The 16,951-nt window shown below is 61.8% G+C and carries 17 protein-coding genes; 11 read left to right on the top strand and 6 right to left on the bottom strand.

Annotated elements, in window-relative coordinates:
- Positions 1 to 104: 104 nt before the first annotated feature.
- From rsfS to LOX95_RS00460, 5 genes are all read left to right on the top strand, one after another.
- Positions 105 to 491, top strand: coding sequence for a ribosome silencing factor (gene rsfS, locus LOX95_RS00480; RefSeq protein ID WP_242913082.1), 387 nt, complete (start codon positions 105 to 107; stop codon positions 489 to 491).
- 20 nt (positions 492 to 511) lie between these two features.
- Positions 512 to 976 carry a 23S rRNA (pseudouridine(1915)-N(3))-methyltransferase RlmH gene (rlmH, locus tag LOX95_RS00475; protein ID WP_242912327.1) on the top strand — a complete coding sequence of 155 codons (465 nt, stop codon included), beginning with the start codon at positions 512 to 514 and terminating at the stop codon, positions 974 to 976.
- Positions 976 to 2,064 carry a murein hydrolase activator EnvC family protein gene (locus LOX95_RS00470; protein WP_242912326.1) on the top strand — a complete coding sequence of 363 codons (1,089 nt, stop codon included), beginning with the start codon at positions 976 to 978 and terminating at the stop codon, positions 2,062 to 2,064. Before rlmH ends, LOX95_RS00470 begins: the two co-directional genes overlap by 1 nt.
- A 140-nt stretch (positions 2,065 to 2,204) precedes the next feature.
- Positions 2,205 to 3,560: a S41 family peptidase gene (locus LOX95_RS00465; protein WP_242912325.1), complete on the top strand. Its 1,356-nt coding sequence runs from the start codon at positions 2,205 to 2,207 to the stop codon at positions 3,558 to 3,560.
- 135 nt (positions 3,561 to 3,695) lie between these two features.
- Positions 3,696 to 4,883: a divergent polysaccharide deacetylase family protein gene (locus LOX95_RS00460; protein WP_242913081.1), complete on the top strand. Its 1,188-nt coding sequence runs from the start codon at positions 3,696 to 3,698 to the stop codon at positions 4,881 to 4,883.
- Between the two features lie 7 nt (positions 4,884 to 4,890).
- Here the strand turns inward: LOX95_RS00460 and bioB are convergent, their stop codons facing one another.
- Positions 4,891 to 5,910: a biotin synthase BioB gene (bioB, locus tag LOX95_RS00455; protein WP_242912324.1), complete on the bottom strand. Its 1,020-nt coding sequence runs from the start codon at positions 5,908 to 5,910 to the stop codon at positions 4,891 to 4,893.
- A gap of 76 nt (positions 5,911 to 5,986) precedes the next feature.
- Complete coding sequence (locus LOX95_RS00450) at positions 5,987 to 7,477, bottom strand: globin-coupled sensor protein (protein WP_242912323.1); 1,491 nt, start codon at positions 7,475 to 7,477, stop codon at positions 5,987 to 5,989.
- A 250-nt stretch (positions 7,478 to 7,727) separates the two neighbouring features.
- On the opposite strand from LOX95_RS00450, the gene ahcY reads away from it, so the two are divergent.
- Complete coding sequence (ahcY, locus tag LOX95_RS00445; RefSeq protein WP_242912322.1) at positions 7,728 to 9,119, top strand: adenosylhomocysteinase; 1,392 nt, start codon at positions 7,728 to 7,730, stop codon at positions 9,117 to 9,119.
- A gap of 61 nt (positions 9,120 to 9,180) precedes the next feature.
- On the opposite strand, the gene LOX95_RS00440 is transcribed toward ahcY, so the two are convergent.
- Positions 9,181 to 10,302, bottom strand: coding sequence for a hypothetical protein (locus LOX95_RS00440; RefSeq protein WP_242912321.1), 1,122 nt, complete (start codon positions 10,300 to 10,302; stop codon positions 9,181 to 9,183).
- Positions 10,303 to 10,399: 97 nt separating this feature from the next.
- Positions 10,400 to 12,877, bottom strand: coding sequence for a TonB-dependent receptor domain-containing protein (locus LOX95_RS00435; protein ID WP_242912320.1), 2,478 nt, complete (start codon positions 12,875 to 12,877; stop codon positions 10,400 to 10,402).
- A 160-nt stretch (positions 12,878 to 13,037) separates the two neighbouring features.
- On the opposite strand from LOX95_RS00435, the gene LOX95_RS00430 reads away from it, so the two are divergent.
- Both LOX95_RS00430 and LOX95_RS00425 read left to right on the top strand, forming a co-directional pair.
- On the top strand, positions 13,038 to 13,241 hold the full coding sequence (locus tag LOX95_RS00430) for a twin transmembrane helix small protein (RefSeq protein WP_242912319.1): 204 nt from the start codon (positions 13,038 to 13,040) through the stop codon (positions 13,239 to 13,241).
- A 29-nt stretch (positions 13,242 to 13,270) separates the two neighbouring features.
- Positions 13,271 to 13,843, top strand: coding sequence for a cob(I)yrinic acid a,c-diamide adenosyltransferase (locus LOX95_RS00425; protein WP_242912318.1), 573 nt, complete (start codon positions 13,271 to 13,273; stop codon positions 13,841 to 13,843).
- A 69-nt stretch (positions 13,844 to 13,912) separates the two neighbouring features.
- Here the strand turns inward: LOX95_RS00425 and LOX95_RS00420 are convergent, their stop codons facing one another.
- Entirely contained in the window at positions 13,913 to 14,254 is a 342-nt protein-coding gene (locus LOX95_RS00420; protein WP_242912317.1) for a hypothetical protein, read from the bottom strand.
- Between the two features lie 124 nt (positions 14,255 to 14,378).
- On the opposite strand from LOX95_RS00420, the gene LOX95_RS00415 reads away from it, so the two are divergent.
- Together LOX95_RS00415 and LOX95_RS00410 are read left to right on the top strand one after the other, a co-directional pair.
- Complete coding sequence (locus LOX95_RS00415; protein ID WP_242912316.1) at positions 14,379 to 15,143, top strand: electron transfer flavoprotein subunit beta/FixA family protein; 765 nt, start codon at positions 14,379 to 14,381, stop codon at positions 15,141 to 15,143.
- Positions 15,143 to 16,072, top strand: coding sequence for an electron transfer flavoprotein subunit alpha/FixB family protein (locus LOX95_RS00410; RefSeq protein WP_242912315.1), 930 nt, complete (start codon positions 15,143 to 15,145; stop codon positions 16,070 to 16,072). The genes LOX95_RS00415 and LOX95_RS00410 overlap by 1 nt, the downstream gene beginning before the upstream one ends.
- A 56-nt stretch (positions 16,073 to 16,128) precedes the next feature.
- On the opposite strand, the gene LOX95_RS00405 is transcribed toward LOX95_RS00410, so the two are convergent.
- Positions 16,129 to 16,581 (bottom strand): hypothetical protein, encoded by a 453-nt coding sequence (locus LOX95_RS00405; RefSeq protein WP_242912314.1) that lies wholly within the window; start codon positions 16,579 to 16,581, stop codon positions 16,129 to 16,131.
- A 74-nt stretch (positions 16,582 to 16,655) separates the two neighbouring features.
- Here LOX95_RS00405 and LOX95_RS00400 point away from each other — a divergent pair, with 74 nt between their 5' ends.
- A complete protein-coding gene (locus LOX95_RS00400; protein ID WP_242912313.1) occupies positions 16,656 to 16,937 on the top strand; it encodes a DUF167 family protein in 282 nt (93 codons plus the stop codon).
- Positions 16,938 to 16,951: the final 14 nt, after the last annotated feature.

Here is a 16,951-nt window from a genome sequence, read left to right as displayed (position 1 = left end):
CCCATCCCGCGCACGAAGCGCACGACGTCACTGCCCAGTCGGCAGAGCGTGAAGACGCCCTCGATCCCCTCCATTCGGACGCGGGCGAGTTTGACGACGAGTCCATTCAGGATGACGCTGGCGACAACCAGCCGCTTCCGACCGGTGCGACCGAGTTGGAAAATGCCATCCTGGCCAAACTAGATTTCGACAAGGCGCAGGACATTGTCTTGATCGACCTGCGTGGCAAGAGCCCAATGTCCGACGCCATGATCGTGGCTTCGGGCCGCTCGCACCGTCACGTCGGTGCCTTGGCCGACCACCTGCTGCGCCTGTTCAAGGACATGGGCCTTGGCAAGGTAAAGGTCGAAGGTCTGCCGCACTGTGACTGGGTGCTGCTGGATGCCGGTGACGTCATCGTTCACCTGTTCCGTCCGGAAGTTCGCACCTTCTACAACATCGAAAAGATCTGGGCTGTCGACAGCGCCCACCGCGGCGCTGGCCGTAACTGATCTAACCGAGAAGATAAGCCATGAAGCTGGCAATTGCCGCCATCGGCAAACCGGGCCGTGGGCCCGAGGCCACTCTGGCTGACGGCTATGCCCGGCGGGCGACCCTTACAGGGCGCCCGCTGGGACTAGGTCCCCTTGAACTCATCGACCTCGAGCCACGTAAAGCGGGCAAGGGACCGGAAGCCGACCTTTTGTTGGCTGCCGCCGAGGGCGCGCATCTGATTGCGTGTGACGAACGTGGCAAGGCCTATTCCAGCCGCGCTTTCGCCGACCATATTGCCACTCTGCGCGATCAGGGCGAACGCAAGCTGGTGTTCGTTATTGGCGGTGCAGACGGCCTCGACGCACGGGTGCGCAATGTGGCCCGCTCGACGCTGGCGTTCGGTCCGCAGACCTGGCCGCATGCTCTCGCACGCGCCATGTTGGCCGAGCAGGTTTATAGGGCCGTGACGATCCTGGCCGGATCACCTTATCATCGGGATTAATGACCCGAACCTCGCTCATCTTTCTGACGGTAGGCGCGCTGGTTTTGACCAGTGCGGGCGTGGCCTATAGTCAGCGCCAGCCACAGAGCGAGGAGTTGGCACGTCTTACTGCCGAATACCGTGACGAACTGGCCCGCGCGCGGCGCCTGCGGGCCGAGGCGGCTCAGGCGGCCGAGGATCTGGTGGAGCTGGATGCGCAGCTGGATGAACTGCGCGGTGAAGAAGCCGCCGACGATATCCAATTGGAAGCCCAGCGGGCGCGACTGAAAGAACTCGGCGGGCGCGAAGCTGTGCTGTTGGGCCAGATGTCGCGTGAAGGCGCAGCGCAAGGCAGGCTGCTGTCAGCCTTGCAGATGATGTCGCGCAATCCTCCGCCGCCGCTGCTGATACCGGCCGAGCGTGCGCGCGATACGGTGCGGGCCAACATCATGATCCGCGCTATGACGCCTGAAATCCAGAAGCGGACCAAGGTGCTGGTGGATCGTCAGGAAGAGATCAACCGCATCCGCCGACTGGCAGCCCTGTCGAGCGAGCGCCTGTTCACGGTGGAAAGCGCCCAGAACCAGCGCCGCGCCGAGATCGAAAATTTGACCAACCGCAAGACGGCCCTGCGATCGGTCTTGCGCGCCGAGGCCGCGCGCGCCGAACGTGCGACCTCCGCGCTGGAGGCCCGTATACGCGAAGTGGGCGGGGCAGTCCCGACGGTGGGAGAAACCACCAACGAAGTCGTGGCGCGCAATCCGGGCGGACGCGACCGGTTGGTGCGTCCAGTACAGGCGGTTCCAGCCCAGACCTATGGCTCGGGCTCTGCGGGCTGGCGCTGGCATGCCAGCAACAGCGCGGTGTCGGCTCCTGCGGCCGGTCGCGTGCTGTTCGCCGGACCGATGAAAGAGTGGGGCGAGATCGTCATTCTGGACCTCGGGCCGGGGTGGCGCGCCGTCGTGGCGGGCATGGACCGGGTCGAGGTCGAGGTGGGCCAGCGGGTCGCCGAGGGCCAGACCCTGGGGCGCACCGGTGAAGATGGTGAAGCCTATTTCGAGCTTCGTCGTGGCGAGCGTCCCATCGATCCAGCGCCTTGGCTGGACTGATCCGGACGAGTTGCGTTCTCGTAAGAACCGAAACCTGGAAAAATTCCGGTGACTACCGATTGTAAGCGGGCGGAATGCGCGTCAGGATCAAGTTGAATGGTTTTCGGCCGCCCCAGTGACGGCCGCAGGAAAGAAGACGAATGCGTAAACTGCTTCTCGTGGGCTGCGCTGCCCTTGTTCTGGGTGGATCTGCGGCGGCTGTGGCCAGCCAGACCCCGCGCAACGAGACATTCCGCATGCTGGAGCTGTTCGGCGATGTTCTGGGCATCGTGGAGCAGGTGTATGTCGTTCCGGTCGATAACAAGAAGCTGATCGAGGCGGCGCTGTCGGGTATGATGACGGCGCTGGATCCGCACTCCAACTATCTGCCTCCCAAGGCCTATGGCGATCTGCGCGAACGCACCGAGGGCCAGTATTCGGGCGTGGGTCTGACCATTTCGGCGGACGGTGCCCTGATCAAGGTCATCTCCCCGATGGACGAGAGCCCTGCCGCGCGTGCCGGTGTGCAGGCCGGCGACGTTATCAGCGCGATCAATGGTCAGAGCACGGCGGGCCTGACGGTCAGCGACGTCTCCGACAAACTGCGCGGTGCGGCGGGGACTTCGATCAAGGTCACCTTCCTGCGAGATGGCGAGGATGCCCGTGAAGTCGAACTGACGCGTGAAGTCATCAAGGTGAACTCGGTCACCGGTCGCCTCGAGGGCGAATATGGCTATCTGCGTATCTCGACCTTCAACGAAAATACCGAGCGCGAGCTGATCGAGAACATCAACAAGCTCAAAGCCGAAAAGCCGAACCTCAAGGGCTTCATCCTTGATCTGCGCAATAATGGTGGTGGCTTGCTGACGGCGGCAGTTGCCGTGTCCGACGCCTTCCTAGAGCGCGGCGAGATTGTCAGCCAGCGTGGCCGCAAGCCAGAAAATATTGAGCGCTGGTGGGCCAAGGCCGGTGATCTGACTGGCGGTCTTCCGCTGGCCGTTCTGATCAACTACGGCTCGGCCTCGGCATCTGAAATCGTGGCCGGTGCTCTGAAGGATCACGAGCGGGCAACGATTGTGGGCCTGACGTCCTTCGGCAAGGGTTCGGTCCAGACCGTGATTCCGCTGCGTGGCGGTCAGGATGGCGCTGTGTCGATCACGACGGCGCGCTACTTCACGCCTTCGGGTCGCTCGATCCAGAAGATCGGCATTGAACCTGATCTCGAAGTCGCCCGCACCGAGGGTGAGGCCAAGGCGATCTCGCGCTCCAGCTTCATTTATTCTGAAGCGGCCTATGCGACGGCGCTGGATTCCTCCATTGGCGCAGAGCGTCGCGGCCCGCACACCCCGCACGAGGCACCGGGCGCAGAGTTCGACAAGAACGTCGACTATCAGCTCGAGCGCGCCAAGGATGTCCTGAAAGCTGGCGGCGACCTCTCCAAGCTTAAAGCGCCGCCTGCGGGCATTGTTGTGCATACGGGTGAAGAGCCTGCAGCGACCGCCACGCCTGAAGACTAACGAACACAGGTCGATCTTTTGGCAATCGTGGTGAACAAACGTTAGGGTTTCTTAACCCCGACGTGGCTTGATCCAGAGTGAAGGTTACCGCCTGTGCGGTAGCTCCCCCACGATTGATCGAGCATTGCCGTGACCATGTTCGCAAAGCGACAATCTGCGCTTGCCGCTGCGGCGGGAAACCCCTCGCAGTCGCGTATGGAACGCATCGGCCAAGCCCTTTTGGCCCGCCCGCAAGTGATTGCCGGGGCCGCGGGCCTGTGTGTGGTCGGTGCTGTGGCGCTGGTCGTCGCCCTGACGGGTGACCCCAAGGCCGGTATGCCGTCCGCCCGTGCGCGCCTGACTGCCGACAAATCACCGATCGAGGTAGCCAGCGGCCAGGAAGTTTTCGGTCTGGCGGGTATGGATCTCTATCAGGACGCCACGCTCGAAGGCCTCGACGCCGAAGGGGCTGCGGGCTTCGGTGATGCGGTCATCACCCTGCCGGATGGTGCAAGTGTGTCCTCGACGGGCACCTTTACCGCTCCCGTGCGGCAACCCAATCCCTTGCCCGCTGCGCCTATTGCAGGTCTGCACCAGCCGGGCCCTGAAGGGCCGCTGCCGCGCATCGCGGCGGATGGACGCGTCCCTGCGCAGGTCTATGCCCGACCATTCCGTGCCAATGGCAAGCCAACAGTGGCGTTGGTGGTGGGGGGGCTGGGCCTCAACGCTGTCACGACCCGTGCGGCTATCGAGCGCCTTCCACCGGAAGTGACCCTCAGCTTCGTTCCCTATGCGGACGGCCTTCAGCGTTGGATCGATCTGGCCCGATCCTACGGCCATGAGGTCATTCTCGAGCTGCCGATGGAGCCGACCGGTTATCCCGACAACGATCCCGGTCCCTATACCCTTCTGGCCAGCAGTTCGGCCGATGATGTGTCGGTGAAGCTGGATTGGCTGCTGTCTCGCGCAGTGGGCTATTTCGGTGTCGGCAACTATCTCGGCGATCGCTTTGTGACTTCCGACGGTGCCACGAACGCCTTGATGGTCCAACTGCGTCAGCGGGGCCTGGCCCTGCTGGATGATGGTACACTGGAGCGCAAGCCGGGAGCATTCGCTCGGGCGACAGCGGATCGTATCGTGGATGAAGACCAGTCGCCGGCTGCCATCTTGCGCCAGCTTCACGCACTGGAAGTGCAGGCCAAGACCGATGGCTCGGCCTTCGGTAGCGCCTTCAGCTATCCGGTTACGGTCGAGACCGCCGCCCGCTGGGTGGCGGGTCTGGACCAGCGTGGCATCCAGCTGGCACCCGCGTCGGCCATGACGCGACGCGGGCGCGCGGCCTGATCGCCGTCTAACGCTCGGCCGACAGAGGCATCGGCCTCAGGTCCAGCATGCGGAACAAGGCGGCGTCCTGATCCTCTTCGGGATTGGGCGTCGTCAGCAACTTGCCCCCCACGAAGATAGAGTTCGCCCCGGCGAGGAAGCACAGCGCCTGCATCTCCGCGCTCATGCCTTCGCGTCCTGCGGACAGACGAACCATGGATTTGGGGCAAACCAGTCGGGCCACAGCTACCGTCCGCACAAACTCAATCGGGTGGATTTCGCCGTTCTTGAGCACCTCTTCGCCCAGTGGCGTGCCGCTGACCGGAACCAGAGCATTTACGGGAAGACTGTCGGGGTGAACCGGCAAGGTGGCCAGAGCGTGCAACAGTCCCGCGCGATCTCGGCGGCTTTCGCCCATACCGACAATGCCGCCGCAGCAGGTGCTCATGCCCGCCTCGCGGACGTGCTCCAAAGTCTGCAGCCGGTCTTGATAGGTGCGGGTGGTGACGACCTGATCGTAATAGTCAGGCCCAGTATCGAGATTGTGGTTGTAGTAGTCCAGACCCGCTTCTTTGAGCTGGCGTGCCTGATCTGCACTCAGCATCCCCAAGGTCGCGCAGGTTTCCAGCCCCAGTGCTTTCACGCCCGAAATCATGGCGGCCAGTTTCGGGGTGTCGCGGTCCTTTAGTTCACGCCAGGCCGCGCCCATGCAGAACCGGCTCGCACCGCCTGCCTTGGCGGCCATGGCCTCGGCGATGACAGTGGTTGCGTCCATCAGCTTCTCGGCTTTGAGGCCGGTCTTGAAGCTGGCCGATTGCGAGCAATAGCCACAGTTTTCAGCGCAGCCGCCGGTCTTGATGGACAATAGCTGGCTCTTTTGAACCTCGCTGGGATCGAACCAGTGTCGGTGCACGCTGGCGGCCCGATAGACCAGATCCATGAACGGCAGGGCAAACAGGGCCTCTACCTCGTCCAGCGTCCAGTCGTGTCGTGGCTGGGTCGGAACGGGCTGGGTTGCCGTTGCGGGGGTAAAACGGTCGTCGGCCAAATCACTCTCCTACGATTGTAGGGGAGGTTGGTACCCGCGCTATGCGCGAAACCCAAGCCCTGTTCTTTGAGTGCGGTTATGCCGCGTTATTGTGGACCGCGAGGCGCACCGGAACTGCTCCACCGTCCAGTTTGAAGCGGCTGACCTGCTGTGTCAGGACGTGGGCTTCCTGAGCCAATTGGCGGGCCGCAGCCGTGGCTTCTTCAGTCATGGCCGCGTTTTGCTGGGTGATGTCGTCCATTTCGCTCATGGCGCGACGGACGCGGTTGAGCGCTTCGGCCTGTTCCTGCGCCGACTGGGCAATGCTGCCTGCCAGACCGTCGACGGCGACGACTTTGGCACCGATGCGCTCCAGAGCCTCGCCGGTCTTTTCAACCAGATCAACGCCGCGCGATACGTGTGCCGACGACGTAGAGATCAAGCCGCGGATTTCGCCCGATGCTGCCGCCGAGCGCTGGGCCAATGCGCGGACTTCTTGCGCAACGACCGAGAAACCACGGCCTGCGTCGCCTGCGCGTGCAGCCTCGACGCTGGCGTTCAGGGCCAGAAGGTTGGTCTGGAACGCGATCTCGTCGATCAGGCTGGTGAAGCGAGCGATCTCTTGAGACGAGTCGGCGATGGCGTGGATGGCTTGCACCGCATTTGAGACGATGCCGGTCGTTTCCTGAACGTCGGCGCGGGCTTCGGCCACAGCCTGTGCCGTTTGGCGAGCGCCATCGGCGGAGGTAGCGACCTGTTGGGCGATCGCGTCGGCTTCGTGGACAGTCCGCTCGAGGTTGGCGGCCTGACGCTCTGTGCGGGTGGCCAAATCTTCGGACGCAACGGCCAGTTGGCTGGAGCCTGCGCTCAGGCTCTCGACGCTGTCGGCTACGGCACGCACAGCGGTGCGCAAGGCGCGCGTGGCGGCGTGGAAGTCGTGCTGGAGCGAGCGGTACTCGTCAGGGAAGCTGGCAGTAATCGTGGTGGTCAGATCATTGTCGGCGAGCGCATGCAGGGCTGTGCCCAAGGCGCGGACCACTTCGGTCTGGCGGGCTTCGGCCTCTGCCTGGGCGGCCTGTGCGCGGTTTCGCGCCTCGGCCAACGTTTCCAGATAGACGCTGATCGCCATGTCCATATCCAGCATAACGCGCTGGTTCAGTTCGGCGATCGCTTCGGACGTGATGCGGTCATGCTCTTTGCGGTTGGCGAAGAGCTTGCGTGGGCGCTCGGCAATGGCGCGGGTCAGGTGCGCGAGGACGACGCTATAGCCGCCAATATACCAGCGCGGTTCCAGCCCGATGCGGGCATGGACACGACCGATGGTACGCACGGACTCGGCATACTGAGCATCGGCGCGGCCCTCGACAATGGCGCGCCAGTGGCTCTGTTGGGCGGCGTGGGCGCTCGAGATGTGGGCTTCGTCTTTGAAGAAACGTGCTGTCATCGGCTCGGCGCGGACCCTGTCATAGAACAGGTCCAGTGCGGTCGGCAGGCTTTGGCTGATAATATAATCCATCGCGCGGTACGCGGCGCTGGGTTCACCCAGTCCCATGAACTGGATGCGATGCTGAAGCGACTGAATCGACATACGCAGACTAACCCTCACCCGGTGCGGCCTGAGCACCCGTACTTATTTGCGGCCAAGCTTTTGCATAGCCAGCGTTCCCCAACGGAACATTAATCTAGATCAAAGATTTACCCGTCTAGACGACAATCATATAAAGACTTCTTTATACGATCATTGCTCTGTGCGCTCGGGCGCGGTATAGGGCTGGTCAACAAAACTGCCGTTCCATGCCACTTCGCCTGCGGGCGCATGACATAAGAGACCCCTCCGCATGACCGATTACATCGTTCGCGACATCTCGCTTGCCGACTTTGGCAACAAGGAAATCGCCATCGCCGAAACCGAAATGCCGGGCCTGATGGCGCTGCGTGCGGAATACGGTGCCTCGCAGCCGCTGAAGGGTGCCCGCATCGCAGGCAGCCTGCACATGACCATCCAGACGGCTGTTCTGATCCAGACGCTGGAAGCTCTGGGTGCAGAAGTGCGCTGGGCGTCGTGCAACATCTTCTCGACCCAAGACCACGCCGCTGCCGCTATCGCCGCTGCTGGCACCCCGGTCTTCGCTCTGAAGGGTGAAACCCTCGAAGAGTACTGGGACTACGCCCACAAGATCTTCGAATGGGCCGATGGCGGCTATCCGAACCTGATCCTCGACGACGGCGGCGACGCAACCCTGCTTTGCGTGCTTGGCCCGAAGGCCGAGAAGGACCCGTCGGTCCTCGACAACCCGACCAACGAGGAAGAAGAAGCCCTCTACAAGGTCATGAAGCGCTATCTGGCTGAAAAGCCGGGCTTCTACTCGGCTATCCGTGACGCCATCGGCGGCGTTTCGGAAGAAACCACCACCGGCGTGCACCGTCTGTACCAGATGGCAGAGCGCGGCGAGCTTCCGTTCCCGGCCATCAACGTCAACGACAGCGTCACCAAGTCCAAGTTCGACAACCTGTACGGGTGCCGTGAATCGCTGGTCGACGCGATCCGTCGCGGCACCGACGTCATGCTGTCGGGCAAGGTTGCTGTGGTCTGCGGCTACGGCGACGTGGGTAAGGGCTCGGCTGCCTCGCTGCGCAACGGCGGCGCTCGCGTGATCGTCACCGAAATCGACCCGATCTGCGCCCTGCAGGCCGCGATGGAAGGTTACGAAGTCCAGACGCTGGAAGACGTCGCTGACAAAGCTGACATCTTCGTCACCACCACCGGCAATAAGGACGTCATCCGCGTTGAGCACATGCGCGCCATGCGCAACAACGCCATCGTCTGCAACATCGGTCACTTCGACTCGGAAATTCAGGTCGCTGGCCTGAAGAACCTGAAGTGGGACGAGATCAAGCCGCAGGTGCACCACATCGAGTTCCCGGACGGCAAGAAGATCATCCTTCTGTCGGAAGGTCGTCTGGTGAACCTGGGTAACGCCACCGGTCACCCGTCGTTCGTGATGTCGGCTTCGTTCACCAACCAGACGCTGGCCCAGATCGAACTGTGGACCAACGCCTCGAAGTACGAGAACAAGGTCTACACCCTGCCGAAACACCTCGACGAGAAGGTCGCCTTCCTGCACCTGGCCAAGCTGGGTGCCAAGCTGACCGTCCTCAACGACGAGCAAGCCAAATACATCAACGTGCCGGTCGAAGGCCCGTTCAAGCCGGAACACTACCGCTACTAAGAACTGCGGAAGTCCGAAAATGGAAAAGGGTCGGTGGAAACACCGACCCTTTTTTCTTGCCTCAGACCGGAAACTCGGCGGCCAGATCGTCGAAGTTTCGACCCATCAATCCCGTCTCGAAATCCATGAAGATGTCGATCAGTTCGTCGACCTGAACGGGCGGGCTGTTGGCGTTGAAGCGGAAGCGCCAGAAGCTGACGATGTGCTGGATGGCACCCAACTGGTCGCCCAGACGTGTGAACAGGGTTGGGGCTTCCAGCAGGAAGTCGCGGAAGGCCAGCGGATCGCCGCGCTGGGTCAGGCCCGCATAGGCCTGATCGTAGTATTTCAGCGTCTGGCTGACCTTTTCGCAGGTCTGCATGATGTTGCTGCGCAGAACGCCGCGACCGCGCTTGATATATTCACGCGACGACGCATCGACAGGGCCCCAAGGTGACACCGAGGCCACTTCGTCGGCGACCTTGACGATGTCCTGCATCATGCTGTTGAGGGACCACTTGTAATAGAGGAAGCCCTTCCAGCAGAAGACGCCCTCTTGATACTGTTCCGGTTCCAGCCGCAGTGTCATGCGTAAGGCTTCCAAACGGTCGCCCGGCGTGTTGGACAGGATTTTGCTGGCCATACGCGCCGAGGACTGGGTCGCGTCCACGCCCTTGCCGATGCTGAGCGTTACCAGCGGTTCGATCTCGCGCTCCACAAAGGCCGACATCTTGGCCAGATCGGCCTCGGAAATGGCGAAATAGCAGGGGGCTGCATCCACACCGCCGCGGCGAAGCTGCTCGCGCAGCAGGAAGGGGTCCAGCGACGGAAGTTGATCCATCAAACGCAGGGTGCGGATGTCATGGTGTTCAGCGGGTAGGCCGAATGCTTCCAGCATGACCCTTTCAAAGCCGATCTGGTTGACGAAGACGAAGCGTCCACCGGTCTTCAGATCGGCTGTATCGATAGGCAGGACCAGCTTGGTCGCCACCTGCCGGCGCCCGGGGAAGGAGTCGGTCTCGTTGCGGCGCAGACGGTGTTTGATGATCAGCGATGTGTTCAACGACGGCGTCTGGAACATCGGTTTTTCCGACCACTCGTCGGTGTGGCCGTGATCATCCGAAACCTTCAGCAGGTTCAGAACGCGTGCGGTCGACGCGGAGCGGCGAAGGTGTTCGAGATTTCGAATGGCGCGATCGGACATGCGCCTTCTTATGACCGTGATTTATGACCAACGGCTTAGCTTGGACAGCAAAAAGGGCCATCGTCGCCGATGACCCTTTGTAAGCATCGCTTCCGGATCAGAAGCGGGCGTTCAGGCTGATCCAGAGGCTGCGACCCTTGTCCTTGTTGTTGTAGTGATCAAAGAACAGGGTCTCATTGGTGCCGTCGAAATCACCATTGTTGTCCAGATCGCGGAACTCGGCGTCATAGCCGGTGAAATCGCGGTCCAGCAGGTTATTGATGCGCGCATTCACGGTCAGCCAGTCGTTCACCTCGTACGAGCCGCTGAGGTTCAGAACGGCGTAGTCTTTGTAATAAAGCGCCTGGTTGGTCACCACGTGCTGGCCGGCATAGCGATCGGCGCGTGCTTCGCCTGCCAGCATCAGCGAGATGCGGTCGGTCGGTTGCCAGTTGATCGAGGCGTTGGCCATGTGATTGGCGCTTTCGCCCAGCGGCTGACCCTTGGCCGCACCGCTCTTCTGCTCGCTATCGGTATAGGTGTAGTTGGCGCGCAGCGACACCTTGTCCACGATCTGCCAGCGGCCGGCCAGTTCGGCACCGCGGATGACGACCTCGTCGATATTGGTGATGCGGGTGCTCGAAGGCGCATAACCGATATCGCCATAGTCGCCGGTGGCCGCGCAGGCCAATGCCAGACCGGCACCGCACGGCTGGCTGGCGATCTTGTCTTCGAAGGTGTTGTTGAAGACGGTGGCATTGAAGTTGTGACCGCCAGGATGCTGCCAATAAACGGCCAGTTCGGTGCTGGCGCTGGTCTCGGGCTGCAGGTCCGGATTACCGAACTGGGGCGAGGTGCCCTGACCCCCGAAACCGACGACGCCGTCATAGAGCTGGGTCGTCTTGGGTGTCTTGAAGCCGGTCGAGACACCGCCCTTGATGGTCCAGGCGTCATTCAGCGTATAGACGCCGTACAGACGCGGGCTGAAGTGGTTGCCAAAGACTTCGTGGTCGTCAAAGCGGATCCCACCGGTCAGGGCAAAGGCTTCGGTCGCTTGCCAGGTATCTTCGGCAAACAGCGAATACATGTTGTGGTCCTGGGCCTTGCCGCCCTGACCGGATTCCAGACCGAAGACGCCGTCCTTCAACTCGCCGCGAATGACCTGTGCGCCCACGACGACGCGGTGCTCGCCGTGCCAATTGCGGATCAGGTTCATCTGCGCATCCAGCGTCAGTTGCTCGCTTTCCAGCGTGCGTTGCGGGCGGGGCAGGAAGGACTTGAGCTGCTGGAGTTGCGCCGGGCTGAGGTTGGCCTGCATGACCGCCAGCTTGGTGGCTTCGGACAGGTTGTTCCACGCGTTGGCGTTGTTGTAGCCCATAGCGCGGCCGGGAGCGCAGTAGCCGGTGGCCGCAAGAGTGCCGCCCATGTTTACGCAGGCGGCGTTCCACAGACCTTGAACTTGCTGACGCTCGGCCACCGAGAAGGGCAGGGTGCGGCCCTCGTTATGGGTCGAGACATGCGACAGCGACACGCGTGTCGAGCCGAACGACCACTGGCCTTCGTGGGTGAGGGCAATGGCGTTACGGGTGAACTCCTGCGACGGGGCATAGCCGGCGCGCGGTTCAACGCGGCCGTTACTGCCTATACGCAGCATAGCGCCATAGTTATCGACGGTGCCGACCGGATATTCCTCGACACCCTCGTCGTTCAGGCGGATGGCGTTGTCGTAGGACTGTTTGGAAGCGTCGTAGTCGAGGGTGATGGTTTGGCTGGCCGTCGGGGTAAAGGTCAGGGTCAGGCCGCCGGCGATGTTTTCATTGTCGACAGTCTTGCCCCCGCCGCCAAAGCCAAGGGCGCGGTCGATAGTGTTGCCGTTGGGGTCCTGAACCGTCCCGTAGATCGGGTTTGAGGCATCGCGTTCGTAGTAGCTGCCGCGCACACTGAGGTTCAGCAGGCCTTTGACCAGAGGGCCGTTGGCATACAGGTCATAGGTCGCGTCGTCGCCGTACTGGTCGTCCATCTGGAAGGTCTGGCCGACCGTCAGGGAGCCGGACCAGCGGTCGGGCGATCGCTTGGTGATGATGTTGATCACGCCGCCCATGGCGTCCGCGCCATACAGGGTCGAGGCCGGACCGCGGATGACTTCGACGCGTTCGACTGCGGCAAGCGGCGGGATGTGGTTGAACTGGTTGCCGCCGAAATTATTGGGATAGATGTCGCCGTGGTTGTTCTGGCGACGGCCATTGATGAGGACCAGAGTATAGTCCGAGCCCATGCCGCGCATGGAAATAGTGCCCTGACCGGTCTTGTCGCGTGTCTCGCCGATATCGACACCCTCAAGATCGCGTACGGCGTCCAAAAGAGTGATGTAAGGGCGCTGGGACAGTTCCTCGGCGCTAATGACGCTGATGCTGGCAGGGGCATCCACGATCTTCTGCTCATAGCCTGCGGCGGTCACGACGATGTCGCTGACGCGGGTTGGCTCCTGCTGGTCCAGCGACTCCGCCACAGCCGTTGGGCTGATACCCATCGCGCTTGCCGCGAGGGCACTGGCAGCGAGTAGGCGGGTACGGCGCGAGAACTTCTGGACGGTCATGGATGTCCCAATCAACTTTTGAGAATGCCTCTCAACTAGTTTTGCAAACGATTTGCAATAACGTCAGGGGCGATGCGACAACCTGCCACAGCAATCGGGACGACGTCGGTGTCAACGCGCCCTCTGGTGCGGCGCAAGGCAAAGCCATACAAGGGTAGCTATGACCTTGATCGATATCCTGATCCTTGTTGCCATCGGCGGCGTGGCCATCACGCTGGGCTTTGGCATTTTCGGCCTGTATCGCAACACCGATGCCTCGCGGAACCGCTCCAACAAGCTGATGCGCCTGCGTGTGGTGCTTCAAGCCGCGGCAATCATCCTGCTGATCATCGGTATGGCGATCAAATCGGCCCATTCGGGCTGAATACAGTCAACGCGAGCGAGGAGGGGCCGATGGTCACGCTCAACAAGATCTACACCCGCACCGGCGACAAGGGTACGACCCGACTGGCCACCGGCGAGGAGGTCTCAAAGACCGGCCCCCGTGTCTCGGCCTATGGCACTGTTGACGAACTCAACGCTGTCATTGGCGTGGCCCGTCTGCACAGCGGGCAGAACGACCGTATCGATGCCATGTTGGGGCGCATCCAGAACGAACTGTTTGATCTGGGAGCCGACCTGGCCACCCCGCTGGAGCCTGCGCCCAAATGGGAGGCCCTGCGCATCATCGCCTCGCAGGTCGAGCGACTTGAGCAGGAAATCGACTGGATGAACGAAAGCCTCAAACCTCTGGACAGTTTTATCTTGCCCGGTGGTTCGCCGCTTTCGACCTATCTGCATGTCGCGCGCACCGTCTGCCGCCGCGCTGAGCGTGACACAGTGGCGATGATCGAGGCGGGTGAACAGATCAACACCGAAGCGATGAAATACTTGAACCGCCTTTCGGATCACCTGTTCGTGGCGGCCCGTCGGGCCAATTCCAACGGGGCCGACGACATCAAATGGGTGCCCGGCGCGACCCGCTGATCGGCGACGAACACAAAAAAGGGCTGCGACGCGCGATGTGTCGCAGCCCTTTTTTCGTTTCCGTACAGATCAGTCTTTGGTCAGCGCTTCGACGCGGGCGCGCTCGGCGTCGGTCGCGGCCTTCTTGGCGCGATTATAGGCGGCCAGTTGGGCTTCCTTGTCGACCAGATCCTTGTTCATGGCCGCCGAGGCTTCGGCACGGGTTACGCCTTCGGCGCGTCCGGTGATGTCCGGGATATAGATCGGCTGGGCGCAGGTGCGCGTTTCCAGATCGTACCACCAACCCTTGTCTGCGCACCGGTCACCCGGATCGACCCAGACACGTTGCAGCACAAAGACGCCGAGCAGAGCGAGGGTGAACACGCCTGCAAAAATGATCGACAACCGGCGAAAGGTCAAAAAGCGCTTCATATCGGGACCTATAGATCAAAAATCAGCTATTGGAATGGCCGAACTTCACCCTAGGTTACGTTGACAGGCGCGGGCGTACAGTCCAATCCCTCCCCAAACTTTCGACGATCAAGTGGATAGTCTCATGAAGATACTCGTCCCGGTGAAACGGGTGATCGACTCCAACGTGAAGGCCCGCGTCAAGGCGGACCAGACCGGCGTTGATCTGGCCAATGTTAAGATGAGCATGAATCCCTTCGACGAAATCGCCGTCGAAGAGGCAGTTCGTCTGAAGGAAGGCAAGGAACACCACGCTGCTGGCACTGCCACCGAGATCGTGGTCGTCTCCATCGGCGTGACCCAGGCTCAGGAAACCATCCGTACGGCTCTGGCCATGGGTGCGGACCGCGGCATTCTGGTTCAGTCGGACGCCGACCTCGAGCCGCTGGCCGTTGCCAAGCTGCTGAAGGCTGTGGTTGCCGAAGAGCAGCCGGACCTGATCCTGATGGGCAAGCAATCGATCGACGGCGACAACAACGCTGTTGGCCAGATGCTGGCCGCTCTGCTGGACTGGCCGCAAGCCACGTTCGCCGGCAAGCTGGTCATCGACGGTGGCAAGGCTACCGTGACCCGTGAAGTCGATGGCGGTCTGCAAACCGTAGCTGCCGAGCTTCCGGCTGTGGTCACCGTTGACCTGCGCCTGAACACCCCGCGCTACGCTTCGCTGCCGAACATCATGAAGGCCAAGAAGAAAGAGATCGTCACCAAGTCCGTCGCCGACTACGGCGTGGACGTGGCCGATCGTCTGAAGGTCCTCAAGGTCACCGAACCGGCCAAGCGTTCGGCTGGTATCAAGGTCGCTGACGCTGCCGAACTGGTGGCCAAGCTCAAAGACGCAGGTGCTCTGTAATGGCTGTTCTCGTTATTGCTGACCACGACGGTTCGATCGTTCGTGACACCACCCACAAGACCGTAACCGCTGCCAAGGCTATCTCGGGCGACGTGGACGTACTGGTTCTGGGTCAAGGCGCATCGGCGATTGCCGACGCTGCTGCCAAGATTGACGGCGTGCGTAAGGTCCTGCTGGCCGAAGGCGCTGGCGTGGCTCAAGGTCTGGCCGAAGCTGTAGAAGCGACCGTTGTGCCGCTGGCTGCTGGCTACGACGCCATCCTCGTTCCGGCCAACACCGACGGCAAGAACTACGCTCCGCGTATCGCGGCCAAGTTGGACGTGGCTCCGATCTCGGACATCGTGGAAGTCGTTTCGGCTGACACCTTTGTTCGCCCGATCTACGCCGGTAACGCTCTGGAGACCATCCAGACCGCTGACGCCAAGAAGGTCATCACCGTTCGTCCGACCGCATTCGCCGCTGCTGGCGAAGGTGGCTCGGCTTCGGTTGAAACCGTCGCCGCTGCCGAAGCTCCGAAGACCACCTTCGTCTCCGAAGAAATGGTCAAGTCGGACCGTCCGGAACTGGGCGCTGCCAAGATCGTCGTCTCGGGCGGTCGCGCTCTGGGTTCGGCCGAAGAGTTCGCTGCTGTCATCGAGCCGCTGGCCGACAAGCTGGGCGCTGCTGTCGGTGCCTCGCGCGCTGCGGTCGACGCCGGCTATGCTCCGAACGACTACCAAGTCGGTCAGACCGGCAAGGTCGTGGCTCCGCAGCTGTACATCGCTGTGGGCATCTCGGGCGCTATCCAGCACCTCGCCGGTATGAAGGACTCCAAGATCATCGTCGCCATCAACAAGGATGCCGACGCGCCGATCTTCCAGGTGGCCGACTACGGCATCGTAGGCGACTACAAGACGGTCGTTCCGGAACTGATGGCGGCTCTGGGCTAAGCCCGAACCCCTCCATGTTTCAAAAGCGCCCCGGCCGGAAACGGTCGGGGCGTTTTTTATTGTTGCTCAACCAATGCCGGATCGAGGCGGCTCAGGATGTCGCGTGCGCTATCCTGATTGCCGACGTTGGCCGTGAAGGTGAATGGCCCGCTCTTGAAGGTGAAGTGCAGATTGACCGTCCTGAAGGCGGCCAATGTTCGGACCGACTGGATTTGCGCCAACGGCACCCGACGACGTTTCAAAACGCGGTATTCCAGATAATCCGGCCCGATCACCAAAACCGGATTGAGACTGTTCGAAGCGACCGCCAGCCACGGGGATATCCCTTTGATGCCGGTAAACGTTGCCAGCACCGTTACGTCAGTCGATCCGTGCGGGGTGGCGGGTGGCGGAATGGCCGGTCTGCGCCACTTTGCTCGGAGCCTTCTGACGATCCACCACAGCAATAGAGCCAGAAGAGCGAGGTTCAGGACAATCAGGACAACGGACGAAAAAGGCGGTGTAGGCACGGGGGGGGGATGCTCCAGTACGCCGAACTGGGGCGGACCTTGGCACCGCGTCGGGGACAAGGCAAACAGGCACCATGACCGCCCGTATCCCCGTCAAACTCACCCCCCGCTCCGCTAAGGACCAGATCGAAGGTTGGGACGTCGATCCGGAAGGGCGTCCGGTGCTGAAGGTGCGGGTGAGGGCTCAACCCGTTGAAGGCGAGGCGAACGAGGCGCTGGTACGCCTGTTGGCCAAGATGCTGGGTGTGCCGCGCCGTAACGTGAATCTGGCACGGGGTGGCCAGTCCAGATTGAAGATGATTGAGGTTAAAGACCTCAACGACGAAGAAGTGCGCGAAAGATTGCTTAAGGGCTGAATTCGGCCTTTACA

This window comes from Brevundimonas pishanensis (assembly GCF_022750635.1).
GTDB classification, from domain to species: domain Bacteria; phylum Pseudomonadota; class Alphaproteobacteria; order Caulobacterales; family Caulobacteraceae; genus Brevundimonas; species Brevundimonas pishanensis.
The sequence above is the reverse complement of the archived record's forward strand: the minus strand, read 5'-3'. Positions and strand labels throughout refer to the sequence as shown.

Coding starts and splice junctions, on each gene's coding strand:
- rlmH (WP_242912327.1), top strand. CDS start 512: ATGAAGCTGGCAATTGCCGCCATCGGCAAACCGGGCCGTGGGCCCGAG.
- LOX95_RS00470 (WP_242912326.1), top strand. CDS start 976: ATGACCCGAACCTCGCTCATCTTTCTGACGGTAGGCGCGCTGGTTTTG.
- LOX95_RS00465 (WP_242912325.1), top strand. CDS start 2,205: ATGCGTAAACTGCTTCTCGTGGGCTGCGCTGCCCTTGTTCTGGGTGGA.
- LOX95_RS00460 (WP_242913081.1), top strand. CDS start 3,696: ATGTTCGCAAAGCGACAATCTGCGCTTGCCGCTGCGGCGGGAAACCCC.
- LOX95_RS00450 (WP_242912323.1), bottom strand. CDS start 7,477: ATGTCGATTCAGTCGCTTCAGCATCGCATCCAGTTCATGGGACTGGGT.
- ahcY (WP_242912322.1), top strand. CDS start 7,728: ATGACCGATTACATCGTTCGCGACATCTCGCTTGCCGACTTTGGCAAC.
- LOX95_RS00440 (WP_242912321.1), bottom strand. CDS start 10,302: ATGTCCGATCGCGCCATTCGAAATCTCGAACACCTTCGCCGCTCCGCG.
- LOX95_RS00435 (WP_242912320.1), bottom strand. CDS start 12,877: ATGACCGTCCAGAAGTTCTCGCGCCGTACCCGCCTACTCGCTGCCAGT.
- LOX95_RS00430 (WP_242912319.1), top strand. CDS start 13,038: ATGACCTTGATCGATATCCTGATCCTTGTTGCCATCGGCGGCGTGGCC.
- LOX95_RS00425 (WP_242912318.1), top strand. CDS start 13,271: ATGGTCACGCTCAACAAGATCTACACCCGCACCGGCGACAAGGGTACG.
- LOX95_RS00420 (WP_242912317.1), bottom strand. CDS start 14,254: ATGAAGCGCTTTTTGACCTTTCGCCGGTTGTCGATCATTTTTGCAGGC.
- LOX95_RS00415 (WP_242912316.1), top strand. CDS start 14,379: ATGAAGATACTCGTCCCGGTGAAACGGGTGATCGACTCCAACGTGAAG.
- LOX95_RS00410 (WP_242912315.1), top strand. CDS start 15,143: ATGGCTGTTCTCGTTATTGCTGACCACGACGGTTCGATCGTTCGTGAC.
- LOX95_RS00400 (WP_242912313.1), top strand. CDS start 16,656: ATGACCGCCCGTATCCCCGTCAAACTCACCCCCCGCTCCGCTAAGGAC.